At 72.4% G+C, this 21203-nt stretch carries 16 protein-coding genes; 7 read left to right on the top strand and 9 right to left on the bottom strand.

Annotated elements, in window-relative coordinates; all coding sequences use genetic code 11:
• Positions 1-2 precede the first annotated feature (2 nt).
• From FDM97_RS09615 to FDM97_RS09595, 5 genes are all read right to left on the bottom strand, one after another.
• Positions 3-1106 carry a hypothetical protein gene (locus FDM97_RS09615; RefSeq protein ID WP_137989983.1) on the bottom strand — a complete coding sequence of 368 codons (1104 nt, stop codon included), beginning with the start codon at positions 1104-1106 and terminating at the stop codon, positions 3-5.
• Between the two features lie 10 nt (positions 1107-1116).
• Positions 1117-1335: a hypothetical protein gene (locus FDM97_RS09610; protein WP_137989982.1), complete on the bottom strand. Its 219-nt coding sequence runs from the start codon at positions 1333-1335 to the stop codon at positions 1117-1119.
• A gap of 226 nt (positions 1336-1561) precedes the next feature.
• Positions 1562-3022, bottom strand: coding sequence for a glutamate synthase subunit beta (locus FDM97_RS09605; protein WP_137989981.1), 1461 nt, complete (start codon positions 3020-3022; stop codon positions 1562-1564).
• Positions 3015-7574, bottom strand: coding sequence for a glutamate synthase large subunit (gltB, locus tag FDM97_RS09600; RefSeq protein WP_137989980.1), 4560 nt, complete (start codon positions 7572-7574; stop codon positions 3015-3017). Before gltB ends, FDM97_RS09605 begins: the two co-directional genes overlap by 8 nt.
• A 416-nt stretch (positions 7575-7990) precedes the next feature.
• A complete protein-coding gene (locus tag FDM97_RS09595) occupies positions 7991-8719 on the bottom strand; it encodes a VIT1/CCC1 transporter family protein (protein WP_137989979.1) in 729 nt (242 codons plus the stop codon).
• A gap of 219 nt (positions 8720-8938) precedes the next feature.
• On the opposite strand from FDM97_RS09595, the gene FDM97_RS09590 reads away from it, so the two are divergent.
• Genes FDM97_RS09590 through FDM97_RS09560 form a run of 7 tightly spaced genes read left to right on the top strand, consistent with a single transcriptional unit; the run spans position 8939 to position 16971 of the window.
• Positions 8939-9949, top strand: coding sequence for an ADP-ribosylglycohydrolase family protein (locus FDM97_RS09590; protein WP_137989978.1), 1011 nt, complete (start codon positions 8939-8941; stop codon positions 9947-9949).
• Positions 9946-11346 (top strand): ADP-ribosylglycohydrolase family protein, encoded by a 1401-nt coding sequence (locus tag FDM97_RS09585; protein ID WP_254705545.1) that lies wholly within the window; start codon positions 9946-9948, stop codon positions 11344-11346. Before FDM97_RS09590 ends, FDM97_RS09585 begins: the two co-directional genes overlap by 4 nt.
• On the top strand, positions 11321-12478 hold the full coding sequence (locus FDM97_RS09580; protein ID WP_137989977.1) for an ADP-ribosylglycohydrolase family protein: 1158 nt from the start codon (positions 11321-11323) through the stop codon (positions 12476-12478). The genes FDM97_RS09585 and FDM97_RS09580 overlap by 26 nt, the downstream gene beginning before the upstream one ends.
• A complete protein-coding gene (locus tag FDM97_RS09575) occupies positions 12475-14061 on the top strand; it encodes an ADP-ribosylglycohydrolase family protein (RefSeq protein ID WP_137989976.1) in 1587 nt (528 codons plus the stop codon). The genes FDM97_RS09580 and FDM97_RS09575 overlap by 4 nt, the downstream gene beginning before the upstream one ends.
• Positions 14058-14978 (top strand): ribokinase, encoded by a 921-nt coding sequence (gene rbsK / locus FDM97_RS09570; RefSeq protein ID WP_137989975.1) that lies wholly within the window; start codon positions 14058-14060, stop codon positions 14976-14978. Before FDM97_RS09575 ends, rbsK begins: the two co-directional genes overlap by 4 nt.
• A complete protein-coding gene (locus FDM97_RS09565; RefSeq protein ID WP_137989974.1) occupies positions 14975-16180 on the top strand; it encodes a CaiB/BaiF CoA transferase family protein in 1206 nt (401 codons plus the stop codon). Before rbsK ends, FDM97_RS09565 begins: the two co-directional genes overlap by 4 nt.
• The gene (locus FDM97_RS09560) at positions 16177-16971 is read left to right on the top strand and encodes an HpcH/HpaI aldolase/citrate lyase family protein (RefSeq protein WP_137989973.1); all 795 of its coding nucleotides are present in this window, start codon (positions 16177-16179) and stop codon (positions 16969-16971) included. Before FDM97_RS09565 ends, FDM97_RS09560 begins: the two co-directional genes overlap by 4 nt.
• A gap of 57 nt (positions 16972-17028) precedes the next feature.
• Here FDM97_RS09560 and lgt read toward each other — a convergent pair whose 3' ends face one another.
• The 4 genes from lgt to trpB form a co-directional block, all read right to left on the bottom strand.
• Positions 17029-18018, bottom strand: a complete 990-nt coding sequence (gene lgt / locus FDM97_RS09555) for a prolipoprotein diacylglyceryl transferase (protein WP_137989972.1) — start codon at positions 18016-18018, stop codon at positions 17029-17031.
• Positions 18019-18091: 73 nt separating this feature from the next.
• Positions 18092-18925 (bottom strand): DsbA family protein, encoded by an 834-nt coding sequence (locus tag FDM97_RS09550; RefSeq protein WP_137989971.1) that lies wholly within the window; start codon positions 18923-18925, stop codon positions 18092-18094.
• A 64-nt stretch (positions 18926-18989) separates the two neighbouring features.
• Entirely contained in the window at positions 18990-19805 is an 816-nt protein-coding gene (trpA, locus tag FDM97_RS09545; RefSeq protein ID WP_137989970.1) for a tryptophan synthase subunit alpha, read from the bottom strand.
• Positions 19802-21046, bottom strand: a complete 1245-nt coding sequence (gene trpB / locus FDM97_RS09540; protein ID WP_137989969.1) for a tryptophan synthase subunit beta — start codon at positions 21044-21046, stop codon at positions 19802-19804. The genes trpA and trpB overlap by 4 nt, the downstream gene beginning before the upstream one ends.
• Positions 21047-21203: the final 157 nt, after the last annotated feature.

Below are 21203 nucleotides of genomic sequence, written 5' to 3'. Positions count from 1 at the left end.
TGCTAGGTCGTCCGCTGGTCCTGGAAGGCGGGCAGGGCGAAGATCCGCTGCCGGCCCTCGTCGTCCATGAGCTCCACCAGGGGCAGGACCAGGTCCCACAGGTCCTGCTTGTCCACCTCGCGGGCCAGGGCGTCGAGCTCCGCGTCCGTGAGGCGGGCCGCGGCGGCGGCGACGGTCGTACGGGAGTCCTCCGGGAGCAGCTCGACCAGGGGCAGGAACTCCGCCCACAGGGCCGTCGCCACCACCGCCTGGACGACTCGCTCCAGCACGTCGCCGTCGCGCAGGGACGGCAGGACGGCGACGGCCCTGCGCTCCTCCGCCTCCAGGAGGGCGACCAGCGGGAGCAGCGATTCCCACAGGTCCTGCGCGGCCACGGTCCGTACCAGGGAGTCGAGTTCGTCCTGCGGCCGGCGGGCGGCGAGCGAGGCGATCCGGGCGCGCTGCTCGCCGGAGACCAGTCCGGCGACGGCCAGGGCCTCGGGCCAGAGCCCGTGGGCGCTCGCCGCTCCGATGACCTGCTCCAGCCGCTCCTCGCCCATCAACTCGACGACGCGGCCGAGCCGTTGGGGCATGTCGACGGCGTAGCCGGTGCGCAGCACGGCCGCGTCGGGGATCTGCGGCAGGATCCGTTCGAGGGCGGAGTCCCGCAGATGGCCGACGAAGCGGCCCATGGTGAGGTGGTCGCCGCGTTCGGCGAGGGCGACGGCGATGCGTACCGTCAGGTCCTCGTCGAGGCGGTCGACGATCCCGGAGATCCGGCGCGGGTCGAGATGGGCGCAGGACTCGGCGGTGAAGGCGACAGGCAGCTTGTCGATGATGTCGGCCGCCCGGGCGGGCTCCAGTCTCCCGGCGACGGCGGCGGCGAGCCGGGGTCCGAGCGCCTTCTGCGAGATGGCGGCGGCGACCGCGGCGGGCACGAGCCTGGTGGCCTTCGCGATCCGGTCGAGCATCTCGGGCTGCCCGTCGAAGAGCGCGGCCGAGGCCTGCTCGCGCAGCCGTCGCAGGTCCTCGGCGGGCAGGGTGCCCAGGAAGTCCAGGCGCTGCGGCTCCTCGCCGAGGAGGGCGGCGATCTTCTCGGTCTCGGCCCTGTTGCGGAGCGTGTCCATGAAGGTCACCTCACTTGAAGAGGATCCGGCGGACGGGTCCGCGGGCGAGGGCGGGAACGAGCTTGAGCGCCTCTTCGGCGGCCTCCTCGAGCCCGGAGGCCCGCGTCTCGCGCTCCTTGCGCAGGGCGTCGGCGAGGATCTGCGCGTGTTCGGGTGCCAGCTCCCGTACGGAGGGGGGCGGCTGGGCGGCCAGCTCCTGGCCGAGGTGCTCGTACGCGGTGCTGCTCACGTGTCCTCCCGGGGACGACGGGCGGCGGCTGATGGCAGAGACACTCCTGCGTATTTGACTATTAGTCAATAGAGCCGACGACCCCCGCCCCGGGACACCGCGCCCCCGCCCCCGGATGCCCCCGGACGCGCCGCGGCGCCCACCCAGTCGTCCGGTCGGGGACATTCGGGGGGCGCCGCGCTCAGTTCCGTACGTCGTTGTACGGGACGTTCTTGGGGGTGGTGCGTCAGACCGTCAGAGCACGGTCCGTCGGGCGGATCGGGGCCGGGAGGTCGCTCGCGCCCGTCAGGAAGCGGTCGACTCCGCGCGCCGCCGAGCGGCCCTCGGCGATCGCCCAGACGATCAGCGACTGACCGCGACCCGCGTCACCGGCCACGAACACGCCACCCACGTTGGTGGCGAAGTCCGCGTCACGGGCGATGTTACCCCGCTCGTCCAGGTCCAGACCAAACTGCGCCACCAGGCCGTTCTCCACGTCCGTACCCGTGAAGCCCATCGCGAGCGTGACCAGCTGCGCCGGGATCTTGCGCTCCGTGCCCGGCTTCTGCGTCAGCTTGCCGTCGACGAACTCGACCTCGACCAGGTGCAGGAACTGGACGTTCCCGTCCTCGTCGCCCTCGAAGTGGGTGGTGGAGACGGAGTAGACCCGCTCGCCGCCCTCCTCGTGCGCCGAGGTGACCTTGTAGAGCATCGGGAAGGTCGGCCACGGCTGGCCGGCGCTGCGCTCCTCGCCCGGACGCGGCATGATCTCCAGCTGCGTGACCGAGGCCGCGCCCTGGCGGTGGGCGGTGCCCACGCAGTCCGCGCCGGTGTCGCCGCCGCCGATGACGACCACGTGCTTGCCCTCGGCCGTGATCGGCGGGGTCACGAAGTCGCCCTCGACGACCTTGTTGGCGAGCGGCAGGTACTCCATCGCCTGGTGGATGCCGTTCAGCTCCCGGCCCGGGACGGGCAGGTCGCGGGCGGTGGTCGCACCGGCGGCGATGACGACGGCGTCGTACCGCTTGCGCAGGTCCGTCGCGGTGATGTCGCGGCCGATCTCGACGCCCGTGCGGAACTTGGTGCCCTCCGCGCGCATCTGCTCGATACGGCGGTTGATGTGCCGCTTCTCCATCTTGAACTCGGGGATGCCGTAGCGCAGCAGGCCGCCGATGCGGTCGGCGCGCTCGAACACGGCGACCGTGTGGCCGGCCCGGGTCAGCTGCTGGGCGGCGGCGAGACCCGCCGGGCCCGAGCCGATGACGGCGACGGTCTTGCCGGACAGGCGCTCGGGCGCCTGCGGCTTGACGTCGTTGCTGTCCCACGCCTTGTCGATGATGGAGACTTCGACGTTCTTGATGGTGACGGCCGGCTGGTTGATGCCGAGCACGCACGCGGCCTCGCACGGAGCCGGGCACAGACGGCCGGTGAACTCCGGGAAGTTGTTCGTGGCGTGCAGCCTCTCGGACGCCTGCGTCCAGTCCTCGCGGTAGGCGTAGTCGTTCCACTCGGGGATGAGGTTCCCGAGCGGGCAGCCGTTGTGGCAGAACGGGATGCCGCAGTCCATGCAGCGGCCGGCCTGCTTGCTGATGATCGGCAGCAGGGAGCCGGGAACGTAGACCTCGTTGAAGTCCTTGACTCGCTCGCCCACCGGACGGGTCTTGGCGACCTCGCGCCCGGTGGTCAGGAAGCCCTTGGGGTCAGCCATTGGTCGCCGCCTCCATCATCTTCTCGGTGGTCTCCTGCTCGGAGAGACCGGCGAGCTCAGCGGCGTCCTTGGCGGCGAGCACGGCCTTGTACGTGGTCGGGATGATCTTGCTGAAGCGGTCCACGTTCGCGGACCAGTCGGCAAGGAGCTTCTCGGCGACGGTCGAGCCGGTCTCCTCCTGGTGGCGGCGCACGACGTCGTGCAGCCACTCCCGGTCGGAGTCCGACAGGGCCTCGATCGCCCCCAGGTTCCCGGAGTTGACGTTGTCCCGGTCGAGGTCGACGACGTACGCGACGCCGCCCGACATGCCGGCCGCGAAGTTGCGGCCCGTCTCGCCGAGGACGACCGCCGTACCACCGGTCATGTACTCGCAGCCGTGGTCGCCCACGCCCTCCGAGACGACCAGCGCGCCGGAGTTGCGGACGCAGAAGCGCTCGCCGGTGCGGCCGCGCAGGAAGAGCTCGCCGCCGGTCGCGCCGTACGCGATGGTGTTGCCCGCGATGGTGGAGAACTCGGCCAGGTGGTCGGCGCCACGGTCCGGGCGGACGATGACACGGCCGCCGGAGAGGCCCTTGCCGACGTAGTCGTTGGCGTCGCCCTCCAGGCGGAGCGTGACACCGGCCGGCAGGAAGGCGCCGAACGACTGGCCGGCGGAGCCGGTGAAGGTGATGTCGATGGTGTCGGCGGGCAGACCGGCGCCGCCGAACTTCTTCGTCACCTCGTGGCCGAGCATGGTGCCGACCGTCCGGTTGATGTTGCGGATCGCGACCTGGGCGCGGACCGGCTGGGCCTCCTCGGCGGAGGACGCGCCCAGCGCCTCGGCGGCGAGCTGGATCAGCTCGTTGTCGAGGGCCTTCTCCAGACCGTGGTCCTGCTCGATCAGGGCGTGGCGGACCGCGCCCTCGGGCAGCTCGGGCACGTGGAAGAGCGGGGCCAGGTCCAGGCCCTGCGCCTTCCAGTGGGTCACGGCCCGGCTGGTGTCGAGCAGCTCGGCGTGGCCGACGGCCTCCTCGAGCGTACGGAAGCCCAGCTCGGCGAGGATCTCGCGGACCTCCTCGGCGATGAACTCGAAGAAGTTGACGACGAACTCGGGCTTGCCGGAGAAGCGGTCGCGCAGGACCGGGTTCTGGGTGGCGATGCCGACCGGGCAGGTGTCCAGGTGGCAGACGCGCATCATGACGCAGCCGGAGACGACGAGCGGCGCGGTCGCGAAACCGAACTCCTCGGCGCCGAGCAGCGCGGCGATGACGACGTCACGGCCGGTCTTGAGCTGGCCGTCGGTCTGGACGACGATCCGGTCGCGCAGGCCGTTGAGCAGCAGGGTCTGCTGGGTCTCGGCGAGACCGAGCTCCCAGGGGCCGCCCGCGTGCTTCAGCGAGGTGAGCGGCGAGGCGCCCGTACCGCCGTCGTGGCCGGAGATGAGGACGACATCCGCGTGCGCCTTGGAGACACCCGCGGCGACGGTGCCGACACCGACCTCCGACACCAGCTTCACGTGGATACGCGCGGCCGGGTTGGCGTTCTTGAGGTCGTGGATCAGCTGAGCCAGGTCCTCGATGGAGTAGATGTCGTGGTGCGGCGGCGGGGAGATCAGGCCGACACCCGGGGTGGAGTGCCGGGTCTTGGCGACCCACGGGTAGACCTTGTGGCCGGGCAGCTGGCCGCCCTCGCCGGGCTTGGCGCCCTGGGCCATCTTGATCTGGATGTCGTCCGCGTTGACCAGGTACTCGCTCGTCACACCGAAGCGGCCGGAGGCGACCTGCTTGATGGAGGAGCGGCGCGCCGGGTCGTAGAGGCGGTCCGGGTCCTCGCCGCCCTCACCGGTGTTGGACTTGCCGCCCAGCTGGTTCATGGCGATGGCGAGGGTCTCGTGCGCCTCGCGGGAGATGGAGCCGTACGACATGGCGCCGGTCGAGAAGCGCTTGACGATCTCGGAGACCGGCTCGACCTCGTCGAGGGAGATCGGCTCGCGGTCCGTGGAGAAGCCGAACAGGCCGCGGAGCGTCATCAGGCGCTCGGACTGCTCGTTCACCCGGTCCGTGTACTTCTTGAAGATGTCGTACCGCTTGTTGCGCGTGGCGTGCTGCAGGCGGAAGACGGTCTCCGGGTCGAACAGGTGCGGCTCGCCCTCGCGGCGCCACTGGTACTCGCCGCCGATGTCCAGCGCGCGGTGCGCGGAGGGGACGCCGGAGGCGGGGTACGCCTTGGCGTGGCGGGAGGCGACCTCCTTGGCGACGACGTCGAGACCGGCGCCGCCGATCTTGGTGGCCGTGCCGTTGAAGTACTTCTCGACGAAGGCCGCGTCGAGGCCGACGGCCTCGAAGACCTGGGCGCCGCGGTAGGAGGCGACGGTCGAGATGCCCATCTTGGACATGACCTTGAGGACGCCCTTGCCGAGGGCGTAGATCAGGTTGCGGATGGCCTGCTCGGGCTCCAGGCCCTCGATGAAGGTGCCGGCGCGGACCAGGTCCTCGACGGACTCCATCGCCAGGTACGGGTTGACGGCGGCGGCGCCGTAGCCGATGAGGAGGGCCACGTGGTGGACCTCGCGGACGTCGCCGGCCTCGACGAGCAGGCCCACCTGGGTGCGCTGCTTGGTGCGGATGAGGTGGTGGTGGACGGCCGCGGTGAGCAGCAGCGACGGGATCGGCGCGTGCTCGGCGTCGGAGTGCCTGTCGGACAGGACGATCAGGCGGGCGCCGCCCTCGATCGCCGCGTCGGCCTCGGCGCAGATCTCCTCGATGCGGGCGGCGAGCGCGTCGCCGCCGCCGGAGACCCGGTACAGGCCGGACAGGGTCGCGGCCTTCATGCCGGGCATGTCGCCGTCGGCGTTGATGTGGATGAGCTTGGCCAGCTCGTCGTTGTCGATCACCGGGAAGGGCAGGGTGACGCTGCGGCAGGAGGCCGCGGTCGGCTCCAGGAGGTTGCCCTGCGGGCCCAGCGAGGAGCGCAGGCTCGTCACCAGCTCTTCGCGGATGGCGTCGAGCGGCGGGTTGGTGACCTGCGCGAAGAGCTGGGTGAAGTAGTCGAAGAGCAGCCGGGGGCGCTCGGACAGGGCCGCGATCGGCGAGTCCGTGCCCATGGAGCCGATCGGCTCGGCGCCCAGGCGGGCCATCGGGGCGAGGATGACGCGGAGCTCTTCCTCGGTGTAGCCGAAGGTCTGCTGGCGGCGGGTGACCGAGGCGTGGGTGTGCACGATGTGCTCGCGCTCGGGGAGGTCGGAGAGCTCGATCTCGCCGGTCTCCAGCCACTCCGCGTACGGCTTCTCGGCGGCGAGACCGGCCTTGATCTCGTCGTCCTCGATGATCCGGTGCTCGGCGGTGTCGACGAGGAACATCTTGCCGGGCTGCAGGCGGCCCTTGCGGACGACCTTGGCGGGGTCGATGTCGAGGACGCCGACCTCGGAGGAGAGGACGACGAGGCCCTCGTCGGTGACCCAGTAGCGGCCGGGGCGCAGACCGTTGCGGTCGAGGACCGCGCCGACCTGGACGCCGTCGGTGAAGGTGACACAGGCCGGGCCGTCCCAGGGCTCCATCATCGTGGAGTGGTACTGGTAGAAGGCGCGCCGGGCCGGGTCCATGGAGTCGTGGTTCTCCCACGCCTCGGGGACCATCATCAGGACCGAGTGCGGCAGCGAACGCCCGCCGAGGTGCAGCAGTTCCAGGACCTCGTCGAAGGAGGCGGAGTCGGAGGCGTCCGGCGTGCAGACGGGGAAGATGCGGTCGAGCTCGCCGTCGCCGAAGAGGTCGGAGACGAGCTGGGACTCGCGGGCCACCATCCAGTTGCGGTTGCCCTTGACCGTGTTGATCTCGCCGTTGTGCGCGACGAAGCGGTACGGGTGGGCCAGCGGCCAGCTCGGGAAGGTGTTGGTGGAGAACCGGGAGTGGACCAGGGCCACGGCGGTGGCGCAGCGGCGGTCCGACAGGTCCGGGAAGAAGGGCTCCAGCTGGCCGGTGGTCAGCATGCCCTTGTAGACGATGGTGCGGGCGGAGAGCGACGGGAAGTACGTCCCGGCCTCGCGCTCGGCGCGCTTGCGCAGCACGAACGCCTTGCGGTCGAGGGCGATGCCCGTGTTCTCGCCGTCGGCGACGAAGAGCTGGCGGAAGACCGGCATGGTGGAGCGGGCGGAGGCGCCGAGGAGCTCGGGGGCGACGGGGACCTCGCGCCAGCCGAGGACGTTCAGCTTCTCCTCGGCCGCGATCGTCTCGATCTGCGAGACGGCCTGTGCGGAGCCGTCGGCAGGGAGGAACGCGATACCGACGGCGTACGCGCCGGCCTCGGGAAGGTCGAAGTCGGTGACCTCGCGCAGGAAGGCGTCGGGGACCTGGAACAGGATGCCGGCGCCGTCGCCGGAGTCGGGCTCGGAGCCGGTGGCGCCGCGGTGCTCGAGGTTGCGCAGTACGGTCAGCGCCTGCTCGACCAGCGTATGGCTGGCTACACCGGTGAGGGTGGCCACGAACCCGACACCACAGGCGTCGTGTTCGTTACGGGGGTCGTACATCCCCTGCGGAGCGGGGCGACCGTCCATGGGCGACCAGGCGTCGGAACGCATCGGCTCTCCCGTCGTCGTCGTGGCATATGCAGCTGCCGAGGGACGACGTTGGCCCTCCGCGAAATTTCGTGCAGGTTACATGATGGCTGGCTTCTCGAAGAACGGATAGCTCATTCCAGCATGCGGACACCGCTGACACGGAGCGGTGGCGTCGGTTCACACGTTGGTTCACATGTGGACAGGTTGATCTTGGGGGTCGGACGACCCGTCGCAGAGCGAGCCTCATTGCCCGCGGCGCTTACGCCTCATGCCCGGTGGTTAAGGATTCGAAACCGCCGAGTAACGGCTACATATGTTGCGCTGTGCATAGTGTCTCACCGGAGCGGTCCATCCGCCCAGGGGATATACGTCACAGCAAGCATGCGCGAAGAAGGCCCCCGCCGCAGGGCGAGGGCCTTCCGGGTAGGGCTACGAGGTCAGAGCGCGGCCCCGAAGAGCATGCCGAGCCCGTACGTGACGGCGGCCGCGGCCCCGCCGAGGACGAGCTGGCGCAGCCCGCTGAACCACCAGCTGCGGGCCGTCACCCGGGCCACCAGCGCACCGCAGGCGAAGAGCCCGAGCAGCGCGAGCAGCACGGCCGGCCACAGCGCGGTCGCGCCGAGCAGATACGGCAGTACGGGAAGCAGCGCGCCGAGCGCGAACGAGCCGAACGACGACACCGCGGCGATCACCGGCGACGGAAGGTCGTCGGGGTCGATGCCCAGCTCCTCGCGGGCGTGGATCTCCAGCGCCTGGTCCGGGTCCCGGGAGAGCTGCATCGCGACCTCGCGGGCGAGCGCGGGCTCGACACCGCGGGACACGTACAGGGCGGCGAGCTCCTCCATCTCGTCGATGGGGTGCTTGCGCAACTGGCGGCGCTCGACGTCCAGTTCCGCCTGGACGAGCTCGCGCTGCGAGGCGACGGAGGTGTACTCGCCGGCCGCCATGGAGAAGGCGCCCGCCGCGAGTCCGGCGAGGCCGGTGATGACGATGGTCTGCTGCGAGACCGCGCCACCGGCGACACCGGTCATCAGGGCGAGGTTGGAGACCAGTCCGTCCATGGCGCCGAAGACCGCGGGGCGCAGCCAGCCGCCGTTCACGTCGCGGTGCGTGTGGTTGTCGCGGTGGGCCTCGTGCAGTGGCGCGTGGACTTCGATGATGGACATGCTTCTCCCCTGTTCCTCCGGCGGGCCGGGTTGCACCCGCCGCCCCCAACACCCCCGAAAATACGCGCGATGTAAGGGGCGCGCCAGCAAGGCAGGCCGTACTTAGTAAGGCTGACCTTGCCCTTCCGATGGGGTGTCAGCCGGGTGACAGTGACGTTTCTGCGACGACTTCGCCTCCCTGATGTGGCACAGATTCAGGAACCGTGAAAGGGGTGCGAGATGGAGAGCGGGACGGGAACGATTGCATGCGATACGCGCGAGCGCGCCAGGGGCGCGCTGCTCGGCCTCGCGGTCGGCGACGCGCTCGGCGCACCCGCCGAGAACATGCGCCCGTCGGAGATCCGGCGCCGCTGGGGCCGGATCGAGGGCTTCGTGACGGACAGCCCGGCCGGCACGGACGACACCGAGTACGCGATCTTCTCGGGACTGCTGCTCGCCCGGCACGGCTCGGCGCTGACCGTCCAGCATGTGGAACGGGCGTGGCACCACTGGATCGCGGACCTGGACGAGGGCCCCTTCCGGGGCGCGGGCTTCTCGGAGCGCGGAACCCTGGAGAACCTCCGGCGGGGCCTCGCGGCGCCCATCTCGGCCCAGCACCGCCACGCGTGGTCGGACGGCCTGGCGATGCGGGCCGCGCCCTTCGGGGTCTTCGCGGCCGGCCGCCCGTCGGAGGCGGCCCGGCTGGTCGCCATCGACGGCAGCGTCAGCCATGACGGCGAGGGCATCTACGGCGGCCAGGCGGTCGCGGCGGGCGTCGCGGCGGCGATGGGCGGCGCGTCGGTGACCTCGGTCATCGCGGCGGCCCTCTCGGTGGTCCCGATGGACTCCTGGACGGCCCGCTCGCTGCGCCGCGCGGTGGTCGCGGCGCAGCGGGTGGAGCCGGACCCGCTGGTGCGCGAGCGGACGGTCCGCTCGGCGGTCGTCATCGGCGGCTACCCGTGGACGGACCTGGCCCCGGAGGCGGTGGGCCTGGCCTTCGGCGCGTTCGCGGCGGCCCGCGGCGACTTCCGTACGGCGGTCCTGACCGCGGTCAACATGGGCCGCGACGCCGACACCACGGCGGCGGTCGCGGGCGCGCTCGCCGGAGCGGCCTCGGGCGTCTCGGCGATCCCCCGGGAATGGGCGACGGCCATCGCCCCGGTGACGGGCAGCTGTCTCCCGTCGATGCGGGGCTACCACGTCCTGGACATCGCGGACCTGCTGACGTCGGACGAGGAGGAAGCGGCATGAGCGCGCCGAACCCCACTCACCAGGCGTACGGCTCCGCCACCGCCCCTGCTGCCTGCTACCCCGCCACTACTGCCCCCGCTGCCGCCGTGGGCACCCGCCCCGCTCCCACCCCCACCCCTGCCCCCGCTGCCGCTGTGGGCATCTGTTCCGCTGGGGCGCAACGGGTGGGCACAGCCCACGAGCGCGGCGCCCCGGCCAAGACCGGCGCCCACGGGGGCCTGGGGCCCACCCCAAGACCGGGCGTCCAGGCAAGGCGCGAGGCCGTCGAGGGTCTTCTGCTCGGCCTCGCCGCAGGCGACGCGGCGGGCTGGCCCGCGGCCCGCCACCGCGCCGCCCGTATGCCCGAATGGACCCGCCGCCTCACCCGCGAACTCGACACCTTCGCCGAGCAGAACGCCACCACCACCCTCCCCGTCCCCATCGCCCTCAACCAGCCCCCCGAGCCCCTCCGCCTCGGCCCCTCCGACGACGCCGAGTGGGCGGTCTTCACCGCCGAGGCCGTCCTCGCCGCCGACGGCCCTCTCTTCGCCACCCTCCCCCCGGAGCGTCGCCTCCGCGCCGCCGTCGACCTCGCCTGGAACTCCCTCGCGAGCCAGATCGCCGCCGCCTCCGACCGCGCGCCCGAGGTGGAGTCCGCCGTCCTCCCTCTCCGCGCCCGGATCTCCGTCCGCGCGGGCCTCGGCAATCTCGCCACCGGACTGCGCCCGCCCGCCACCGGCCACGACAACCCGCACTACTTCGACGACGCCGCCTGCGTCCGCGCCGCCGTGCTCGCCCTCGTCCACCCCGGTGACCCTGTCTCCGCCGCCGAACTCGCCGAGTTCGACGCGCGGTACACCCAGGACGGCGACGGCGTCCACGGCGCCCGGGCGATGGCCGCCGCCGTCGCCGCGGCCCTCGGCGGCGCCACGGTCGACGAGGCCGTCGAGGCGGCCCTCGCCCAACTCCCGCCCACCACCGAGATCGGCCGCAACGCCCAGCAGGCCGTGAAGATGGCCCAGGACGCGACCAGCGCCTTCGAACTCGTGCCCCTCCTGGAGCACCAGATCGTCGACCACGTCTACAGCTACGGCATCGCCGCCGCCGAGACGATCCCCGTCGCCCTGGCCCTGACCACCGCCGCGCGCGGCGAGGTCTCCGCCGCCGTACCCGCCGCCGCCTGCCTCTCGCGTGTCGCGGACTCCGCCCCGGCGCTCGCGGGCGCGCTCACCGGAGCGCTCGGCGGCGCCGACTCCATCCCCGCCACCTGGCGCGATGCCTGCCGCAGGCTCGCCGGCTGCGCGCTCCCCCGCCTCGCCGGCACGGATCTCGTCGAACTCGCCGGGCTCCTCGGAGACACGGAACTGACCACCCAGGGTGGACAATTCCGACATGACCCCCACACCCACACTGGATGACCGGATCACCGGAAGTCTCCTCGGGGCCGCCGTCGGCGACGCCCTCGGCGGCCCCGTCGAGGGCTACGCCCCCGAGCAGATCCTGGAACGCCACGGCGGCCGGGTCACCGGCATCGTCGGCCCCTGGAACGGCGACGCCTGGCGCACGGCACGCCCCATCGCGCCGTACCACAAGGGCGACGGGCACGTCACCGACGACACCTTGATGACCCACGCCCTGATCAGGGTGTACGAGAAGGTCCGCGACCACCTCGACGCGTACGCGGTGGCGGACCATCTGGTCCCCGACCTGCTCACCACGCCTCGCTGGATTCCCGAGCTCGAAACCGAGACCCTCCCCCTCCACCGCGTCTTCCTGGCGGAGAAGTGGCTGGTGGCCCGCCTCCACTACGGCCATGTCGACCCGCGCGAGGCGGGCAGCGGAAACATCGTCAACTGCGGGGCGGCGATGTACATGGCGCCGGTCGGGCTGGTCAACGCGGCGAACCCGCAGGGCGCGTACGCGGAAGCGCTGGATGTCGCCGCGCCCCATCAGTCGTCCTACGGACGGGAGGCGGCGGGCGTCTTCGCGGCGGCGGTGGCGGCGGCGTGCGTGCCCGGGGCGACGCCGGATTCCGTCGTCTCCACCGCTCTCTCCCTGGCGAAGGACGGCACGCGCGCGGCGATCGAGTCGGTGTGCGAAGTCGCGTCCGGGCACACGGACTTCGAGACCGCGCTCGCGCCCCTGCGCAGGGCGGTGGCGCCGTTCGACACGGTGGGCCCTGACTACCGCGCGCCGTCGCTGGGCGCGCGCCGCCCGTCGCGGCTGCACGCGATCGAGGAGCTCCCGATCGCGCTGGGGATGCTGCTGGTCGGGGCGGGCGACTTCCGGCGTACGGTCCTGGGCTCGGTCAACTACGGCCGGGACTGCGACTCGATCGCGACGATGGCGGGGGCGTTGGTGGGCGCGCTCCGGGGGGAATCCGCCGTCCCGTCGGACTGGGCGAAGCACGTGGCGGAGGCGAGCCGGCTGGACCTGCACGCTCCGGCGCACGCGCTGGCGGCTGTCGCGCACGAGGTCTTCGCCCGCGACACGGCCCGGCGCCGGGCGCACGAGTCGGCGTACGCGGCCCTGACGAGCGCGGCCCGATGAACCTGCGCGTCACCTGGGTCCAGCCGGAGGACCTCGTGGGCCACGAACTCCGCCAGGCGGCGGAGGACGGCCGCGACGCCTCCGCGATCGCCACGGCCTGGCACGCGGCCGGCGGCCACCCCGCGCCCCTGGCGGCCGGCGCGTCCATGCCCCCCCGCCCGGACCTCCGCGCCCTGGCGGAACGCCTCCTGGACGAGCTGTCGGCGCTCCCCAGCCCCTTGTCCCCCGAGGAACCCACGTCCTTGCCCTCCATCCGAACAGCAACGACCCCCCACACCGCCCCTCCCCGAAACCCTGACGGGACCGGGGGCTCCGCCCCCGAACCCCCGTCGCCAAGCCACGAAGCGCCAGGCGCCCCCTCTCCAGGCCACGCACACGAAGCGCTGCGACCCCCCGCCGCCTCTGGGGCCGACCGCCCCGGCCCGTCCACCACACCCGCGCGCGGAGCGCCGCGGGTCCCGGGGGATGGGGGCGGGGCCCCCGGTCCCGTCAGGGTTTCGGGGAGGGGCGGGGTGGGGGGAGCAACACCCCTCCGCGACGCGCTGCACGCCGCCTGGCTCGGGCGTGCCGCCGGGTGTCTTCTCGGTAAGCCCGTCGAGAAGCTGCCCCTCCCCGCCATCCGCGCCCTCGCCCGCGCCGCCGGCAACTGGCCCCTCTCCTCCTGGTTCACCGCCCGCGGCGTGCCGCCCGAGCTGCTCGACGCCCACCCCTGGAACCGCCGGTCCGCCGCCACCTCGCTCGCCGAGAACATCGACGGGATGCCCGAGGACGACGACCTCAACTACCCCCTCCTCAACCTGCTCCTCCTCCAGCGCTACGGCCGCGACTTCACCACCGCCGACGTCGCCCGCCTCTGGCTCGACGAACTCCCCGCCGGCCGCACCTTCACGGCCGAGCGCGTCGCCTACCGCAACCTCCTCGACGGCGTCGAACCCCCGCTGACCGCCGTCCACCGCAACCCCTTCCGCGAGTGGATCGGCGCCCAGATCCGGGCCGACGTCCACGGCTGGACGCACCCGGGCGACCCGCAGGCCGCCGCCGCGCAGGCGTACCGGGACGCGGCGCTCACCCACACCGCGAACGGCGTCTACGGCGCCATGTACGTCGCCGCGACGATCGCCACCGCCGCCACCGGCACCGCCGACGTCCATCGGGCCCTCGCCACCGGGCTCTCCGTGATCCCCCCGCACTCCCGCCTCGCCGACGCCGTCCGCCTCGGCATCGAATCCGCCCGCGCCACCCGTGACTTCGACGCGGTCGTGGACCGGCTCCACACCACCCTCGGCCGGTATCACTGGGTCCATGCCGTCCCCAACGCCGCCCTTCTCGCCGCCGCGCTCACCCATGCCGACGGCGACTTCTCCCGCTCCATCTGCGCCGCGGTCTCCGGCGGCTGGGACACCGACTCCAACGGCGCCACCGCCGGCTCCGTCGCCGGTCTGCTCGCCGGCCACCCCGACCGGCTGCCCGAGCGCTGGATCGCCCCCCTCAAGAACCGGCTCTCGACCTCGATCCCGTCCTTCGACGGCATCGGCTTCGACACCCTCGCCGAACTGACGTACCTGGAGGCAGTACGCCCATGACCAGCATCGTGGTGCTCGGCAGCACCAACATGGACCTCGTCGCCTTCGTGTCGCGGGCCCCCGCGCGCGGGGAGACCGTCACCGGCCGGGAGTTCCGTACGATCCCCGGCGGCAAGGGGGCGAACCAGGCCGTCGCCGCCGCCCGGGCCGGCGCCGACGTGGCGGTGATCGGCGCGGTCGGCACCGACGACTTCGGCGTACGGCTCCGGGCCGCCCTCGACGGCGCCGGCATCGACACCGACCTCCTGCGCACCGCCGAAGGCCCCTCCGGCACCGCCCACATCGTCGTGGACGACGAGGGCGGCAACGCGATCGTCGTCGTCCCCGGCGCCAACGGCACCGTCACCGCCCTCGACCACGGCGACGAGGCCCTCATCGCCACCGCCGACACCCTGCTCCTCCAGCTCGAACTCCCCCTCTCCGTCGTCACCGAGGGCGCCGTCACCGCCCGCCGCCTCGGCGTCCGTACGGTCCTCACACCCGCCCCCGCCCAGCCGCTGCCCCCCGAACTGCTCGCCGCCACCGATCTGTTGGTCCCCAACGAGCACGAGGCCGCCGCGCTCACCGGCATCGCCGACCCGCACGAAGCCGCCGCCGCGCTGCTCACCCACGTACCCGAGGTGGTCATCACCCTCGGCGCGGCCGGCAGCCTCCACGCCGCCCGCGGCAGCGAGCCGTTCACCGTGCCCGCCCCCCGCGTCCGCGCCGTGGACACCACCGCGGCGGGCGACACCTTCGTCGGCGCGCTCGCCGTCGCCCTCGGCGAGGGCCGGCCCGTCCGCGAGGCCCTGGCCTGGGCCTCGGCCGCCGCCGCGCTCTCCGTCCAGCACGAGGGCGCCTCGTCCTCGATGCCGTACCGCTCGGAGATCGACGCGGCCCACGACTCCCTCGACGGCCAGGAGGTCGACGCCGTATGACCCGTACCCCCGACAGCACACCGCCCCTCCACGGTCTGCGCGTCCTCGACCTCGCCACGCTCTTCGCCGGGCCTCTCGCCGCGATGATGCTCGGCGACTTCGGCGCCGACGTCATCAAGATCGAGCACCCCCGCAAGCCCGACCCGTCCCGCGGCCACGGCCCCGCCAAGGACGGCGTCGGTCTGTGGTGGAAGGTCCTGGGCCGCAACAAGCGGACCATCACCCTCGATCTCTCCACCCACGGCGGCCGCGACACCCTCCTGCGTCTCGCCGCCGACGCCGACGTGATCGTGGAGAACTTCCGCCCCGGCACCCTCGAACGCTGGGGCCTCGGCTGGGAGGAACTGTCCACCGTCAACCCGGAGCTGGTCCTGGCCCGGGTCACCGGCTTCGGCCAGTTCGGCCCGTACTCCCACCGTCCCGGCTTCGGCACCCTCGCCGAGGCGATGAGCGGCTTCGCCGCGATCACCGGCGAACCGGACGGCCCGCCCACGCTTCCCCCCTTCGGTCTGGCCGACTCGATCGCCGCCCTGGCGACGGCGTACGCGGTGATGACCGCGCTCACCGCCAGGACCACCACCGGCCGCGGCCAGGTCGTCGACATGGCGATCATCGAACCGATGCTCTCCGTCATCGGGCCCCACCCCCTCTGGTACGACCAGCTCGGTTACGTCCAGCCCCGCACCGGCAACCGCTCCCGCAACAACGCCCCCCGCAACACGTACCGCACGGCCGACGACTCCTGGGTCGCCGTGTCGACCTCCGCCCAGTCGATCGCCGAACGCGTGATGCGGCTGGTCGGACGCCCCGAGCTGATCGACGAGCCGTGGTTCGCCGACGGCACGGGCCGGGCCGCGCACGCGGACGTCCTCGACGAGGCCGTCGGCTCCTGGATCGCCCGCCACACCCGGGACGAGGCCATGGCCGCCTTCGAGAAGGCGGAGGCGGCGATCGCCCCCGTCTACGACATCCGGGACGTGATGACCGATCCGCAGTACCGCGCCCTGGACACCGTCACGAAGGTCCCCGACCCCGAACTGGGCCCGATCCGCATGCAGAACGTCCTCTTCCGGCTCTCCGAGACCCCCGGCGCGATCCGCTGGGCCGGCCGGCCGCACGGCGCGGACACGGCCGAGGTCCTCACCGAACTCGGCCTCACCCCCGCCGAGATCGGCGCCCTGCGCGGCGAAGGAGCCGTATGACCTTCCCCCTCACCTGGCTGTACGCCCCCGGGGACCGCCCCTCCGTCGTCGGCAAGGCCCTGGTCTCGGGCGCGGACGTGGTGATCGTCGATCTGGAGGACGCGGTGGCGCCGGACCGCAAGGCCTACGCCCTGGCCGCCACCGTCGACCTGCTCGCCGACCCCCCTCCCGTACCGGTCCATGTCCGTATCCACTCGGCACGCGACATCCCCTCATTGGCGCCCCTCCCCGGCCTCGGCGGATTCCGTGTCCCCAAGGTGACACACGCCACTGACATCCACCGGATCGCCGAAGCGGTCCCCGGCGTTCCGCTCTACCCCCTCCTGGAGAACGCCCTCGCCGTCGAGCGGGCGTACGCCATCGCCTCCGCCCACCCGGCGGTCCACGGCATCGCCCTCGGCGAGGCGGATCTCCGCGCCGATCTGGGCGTACGGGACGACAGCGGCCTCGACTGGCCGCGCAGCCGTCTCGTGGTCGCCGCCCGCGCGGCGGCCCTCCCGCCGCCGGCCCAGTCGGTCCACCCCGACATCCGCGACCTGGACAGTCTGGCGGCCAGCTGCGCGCGGGGCCGCGCGCTGGGCTTCCTGGGACGGGCGGCGATCCACCCCCGCCAGCTCCCGGTCATCGAGCAGGCGTATCTGCCCACGCCCGACGAGGTCGCCGCGGCCGAGGAGGTCGTCAAGGCGGCGGAGGCGCAGGAGGGCGCCCTGGCCCTCCCGGACGGCCGCTTCGTCGACGCGGCGGTGGTGGAGGGCGCCCGCCGCGTCCTGACGCTGGCGGCCAGAGCCTGACGCATGCGAAAGGGCCGCCCGGGACGATCGTCCCGGGCGGCCCTTTCGGCATCCTGGTCAGCTCTTGTCGGCACCGTTGCTGGCGGGCTGGTCAGAGCCCGTCGACGCGTCCTCGACCGCATCCGGGACGGCGTCCTCGACGGGCTCGACGGCCTCGGCCGCGGGCGCGTCGTCGCCCTCGGTCTCGGTCTCGGTCTCGGCGTCGGCGACGGCCTCGGGGGCCTTGCCCTTGCCCGTCTCCGGCTCGACGATCTCTTCCCGGCCCGGACGGACGCGCGACGAGACGACGATGTAGGTGACGGCCAGGAGGAAGACGACGATCGACGTCCAGACGTTCAGACGCAGGCCGAGCACGTGGTGCGCCTCGTCGACCCGCATGTACTCGATCCAGGCCCGGCCCGTGCAGTACGCGGCGACGTACAGCGCGAAGGCCCGCCCGTGGCCGAGCTTGAAGCGGCGGTCGGCCCAGATGACCAGGAGCGCGACGCCGACGCACCACAGCGACTCGTACAGGAAGGTCGGGTGGTAGACCCCGGCCTCGCGGTTCGCGCTCGCGGTGATCTCCAGGCCCCACGGCAGATCGGTCGGCTTGCCGTACAGCTCCTGGTTGAACCAGTTGCCCCAGCGGCCGATGGCCTGGGCGAAGGCGATGCCGGGGGCGATGGCGTCCGCGTAGGCGGGCAGCGGGATGCCGCGCCGGCGGCAGGCGATCCAGGCGCCCACCGCGCCGAGCGCGATGGCGCCCCAGATACCGAGGCCGCCCTCCCAGATCTTGAAGGCGTCGACCCAGTTCTCACCCTCGCTGAAGTACAGCTGGTAGTCGGTGATCACGTGGTAGAGCCGGCCGCCGACGAGGCCGAAGGGCACCGCCCAGACGGCGATGTCGGCCACGGTGCCGGCTTTGCCGCCCCGGGCGATCCAGCGCTTGTTGCCGTACCAGACGGCGACGAAGACACCGATGATGATGCAGAAGGCGTAGCCGCGCAGCGGAACCGGTCCGAGGTGGAGGACACCGGTCGACGGGCTGGGAATGTAGGCAAGGTCCATGGCAGGACCGACGCTACCTTGCCGGGCGGGTGAGATGGCAGCCCACCCGGCAACGTCTGCGTAACTAAGAGTGTCAGCCGGCGGCGGGAGCGGCGGCCGGAGAGGCCGTACCCGGCTTCTTGCCCTTGTTGGCCTCGGCGACCCACTTCTTCAGGTTCTCCGGGGAGATCTGCTCGTTCCCCTTGGTCGGGAAGATCGATTCTCCGTTGAGGAGCACGGACGGCGTGCCGCGGAAGTCGCCCTTCACGAAGGCCTCGTTGGACTTCCCGACCCAGCTGTCATGGGTGCCGTCCTCGACGCAGCTGCGGAAGGCGGGCGTGTCGAGCCCCGGTACCTTCGCCGCCAGCTCGATCAGCTTGCTGTTCTGACCGAAGGCGTCGTCGGTCTCCTGCGGCTGGTTGATGTACAGGACGTCGTGGTAGGCGGTGAACTTTCCGGCGTCCTGGGCGCACGCCGCCGCGTTCGCGGCGCGCAGGGAGCCGCTGCCGCCCATGTTCCTGTCGATCAGGGTGGCGAGGTGGTACTCCGCCTTGATCGCGCCCGCCGCCTCCAGCTCGTGGATGGTGTCCCGGAACGCGTTCTCGAACGAGGCGCAGGCCGGGCAGCGGAAGTCCTCCCAGATCGCGAGCGTGGACGGGGCGTCCGTCTTCCCCGTGGGGATCGCGGGCTTGTCGTCCGTGGTCGCCCCGCTCGGGGTGACGACCGGGCCCGCCTTGTCGGAGCCGCCGTCCTTGTCGCCCGTGTTGGCCGCGATCACTCCGACGACCGCGGCCAGGCCGAGGACGCCGACGACCGCGGCCGACACGATCAGGACGCGTCGCTGCTTCTCCCGCGCCTTCTCTCGCTCGCGCTGCTGCTGGAGGCGCTCCCGCGCGCTCCGATTACCGTCACTGTTCTTCTGGCTCACGCCCTCAGCAACGAACCGGGGAGGCGCCTGCGCGCCTCCCCGGTCACAGATCCACCCATTCGGGTTACGAAACGCGGCGCACGCCCTCGGCGAGTTCGCCCGCCAGTTCCCTTACGGCGGCGAGTCCGGCGGCCTCGCCGTCGGCGTCGAGCATCCGCTTGACGAACGCGGAGCCGACGATGACGCCGTCGGCGAAGCTCGCGACCTCCTTCGCCTGCTCGGCGTTGGAGACGCCGAGCCCGACGCACACGGGCAGTTCGGAGGTGGCGCGGGTGCGGCGTACGAGATCGGCGGCCTCGGCGCCGACCGACTCGCGGGTGCCCGTGACGCCCATGAGGGAGGCGGCGTAGACGAAGCCGGAGCCGGCGGCCGTGATGGTGGCGAGCCGCTCGTCCTTGCTGCTGGGCGCGACGACGAAGACGGTGGCGAGACCGTGCTTGTCGGCGTGCTCGCGCCAGGTCGCGGACTCCTGGACCGGCAGGTCGGGCAGGATGCAGCCCGCGCCGCCGGCCGCGGCCAGCTCCTCGGTGAACCGCTCGACGCCGTAGCGGTCGATCGGGTTCCAGTACGTCATGACCAGGACCGGCTTCCCGGTGGCCGCGAACGCCTCGCGCACCGTACGCATCACGTCGGCGATCTTGACGCCGCCCCGCAGGGCGATGTCGTCGGCGGTCTGGATGACGGGCCCGTCGAGGACCGGGTCGCTGTGCGGCAGGCCGACCTCGACGACGTCGGCGCCGCCGTCGAAGACGGCCTTGATCGCCTCGATGCCGCCGTCCACGGTCGGGAATCCGGCCGGGAGGTAGGCGATGAGGGCGGCGCGGTTCTCGGCCTTGGCCTTGGCCAGGGTGTCGCCCAACAGCTGGATGTTGCCACTCACTTCGCGTCCCCCTCAGCGGTGTCGTACAGCCCGAAGTAGCGGGCGGCGGTGTCCATGTCCTTGTCGCCGCGCCCGGAGAGGTTGACGACGAGCAGGCCCTCGGGGCCCAGTTCCTTGCCGACCTCCAGCGCGCCCGCGAGGGCGTGCGCCGACTCGATGGCCGGGATGATGCCCTCGGTGCGCGAGAGCAGCCGCAGCGCCTGCATGGCCGCGTCGTCGGTGACGGCGCGGTACTCGCCGCGGCCGGTGTCCTTGAGGTACGAGTGCTCCGGGCCGATGCCCGGGTAGTCCAGGCCGGCCGAGATGGAGTACGGCTCGGTGATCTGGCCCTCGTCGTCCTGGAGGACGTACGACCGAGAACCGTGCAGGATGCCGGGCTCGCCCGCGGTCAGCGTGGCGGCGTGCTCGCCGGTCTCGACGCCGTGGCCGGCCGGCTCGCAGCCGATGAGGCGGACGCCGGTGTCCGGGATGAAGGCATGGAAGAGGCCGATGGCGTTGGAGCCGCCGCCGACGCAGGCGACCGCCGCGTCGGGGAGGCGGCCGGCGCGCTCCAGGATCTGGCGGCGGGCCTCGACGCCGATGACGCGGTGGAAGTCGCGGACCATGGCGGGGAACGGGTGCGGGCCTGCGACCGTGCCGAAGAGGTAGTGGGTGCGGTCGACGTTGGCGACCCAGTCGCGGAACGCCTCGTTGATGGCGTCCTTCAGGGTGCGGCTGCCGGACGTCACCGGGATGACCTCGGCGCCGAGCATGCGCATCCGGGCGACGTTCAGCGCCTGGCGCTGGGTGTCGATCTCGCCCATGTAGATGGTGCACTCGAGCCCGAAGAGGGCGCAGGCGGTGGCGGTGGCGACGCCGTGCTGGCCGGCTCCGGTCTCGGCGATGACGCGGGTCTTGCCCATGCGCTTGGTGAGCAGCGCCTGGCCGAGCACGTTGTTGATCTTGTGCGAGCCGGTGTGGTTGAGGTCCTCGCGCTTGAGGAAGACCCGGGCACCGCCCGCGTGTTCGGCGAACCGGGGGACCTCGGTGAGGGCGCTCGGGCGGCCTGTGTAGTTGACCATGAGGTCGTTGAGCTCGCGCGCGAACTCCGGGTCGGCCTTGGCCTTGTCGTACTCGACGGCGACCTCGTCCACGGCGGCGACGAGGGCCTCCGGGATGAACTTGCCGCCGTAGGCACCGAAGTAGCCCTCGGCGGTGGGGACCTGACCCTCGGGGTCGGGAATGAAGAACTCGCTGGACATGCGGTTGCTCCTCGCGGGGCGGGTGCCCCGGTCACGTGCTGGGTGATGGTCACGGTATGCGCGCGACCCGCTCACGTAAGGCAACGCCGTGGCCGACGCCCTTGCCGGGCCCAGGCTCCCTGCGGTGCGGTGCCCACGAGGGCGCGGCGCCCTCGTA

The sequence above is a fragment of the Streptomyces vilmorinianum genome (assembly GCF_005517195.1).
Taxonomy (GTDB): Bacteria; Actinomycetota; Actinomycetes; order Streptomycetales; family Streptomycetaceae; genus Streptomyces; species Streptomyces vilmorinianum.
The sequence above is the reverse complement of the archived record's forward strand: the minus strand, read 5'-3'. Positions and strand labels throughout refer to the sequence as shown.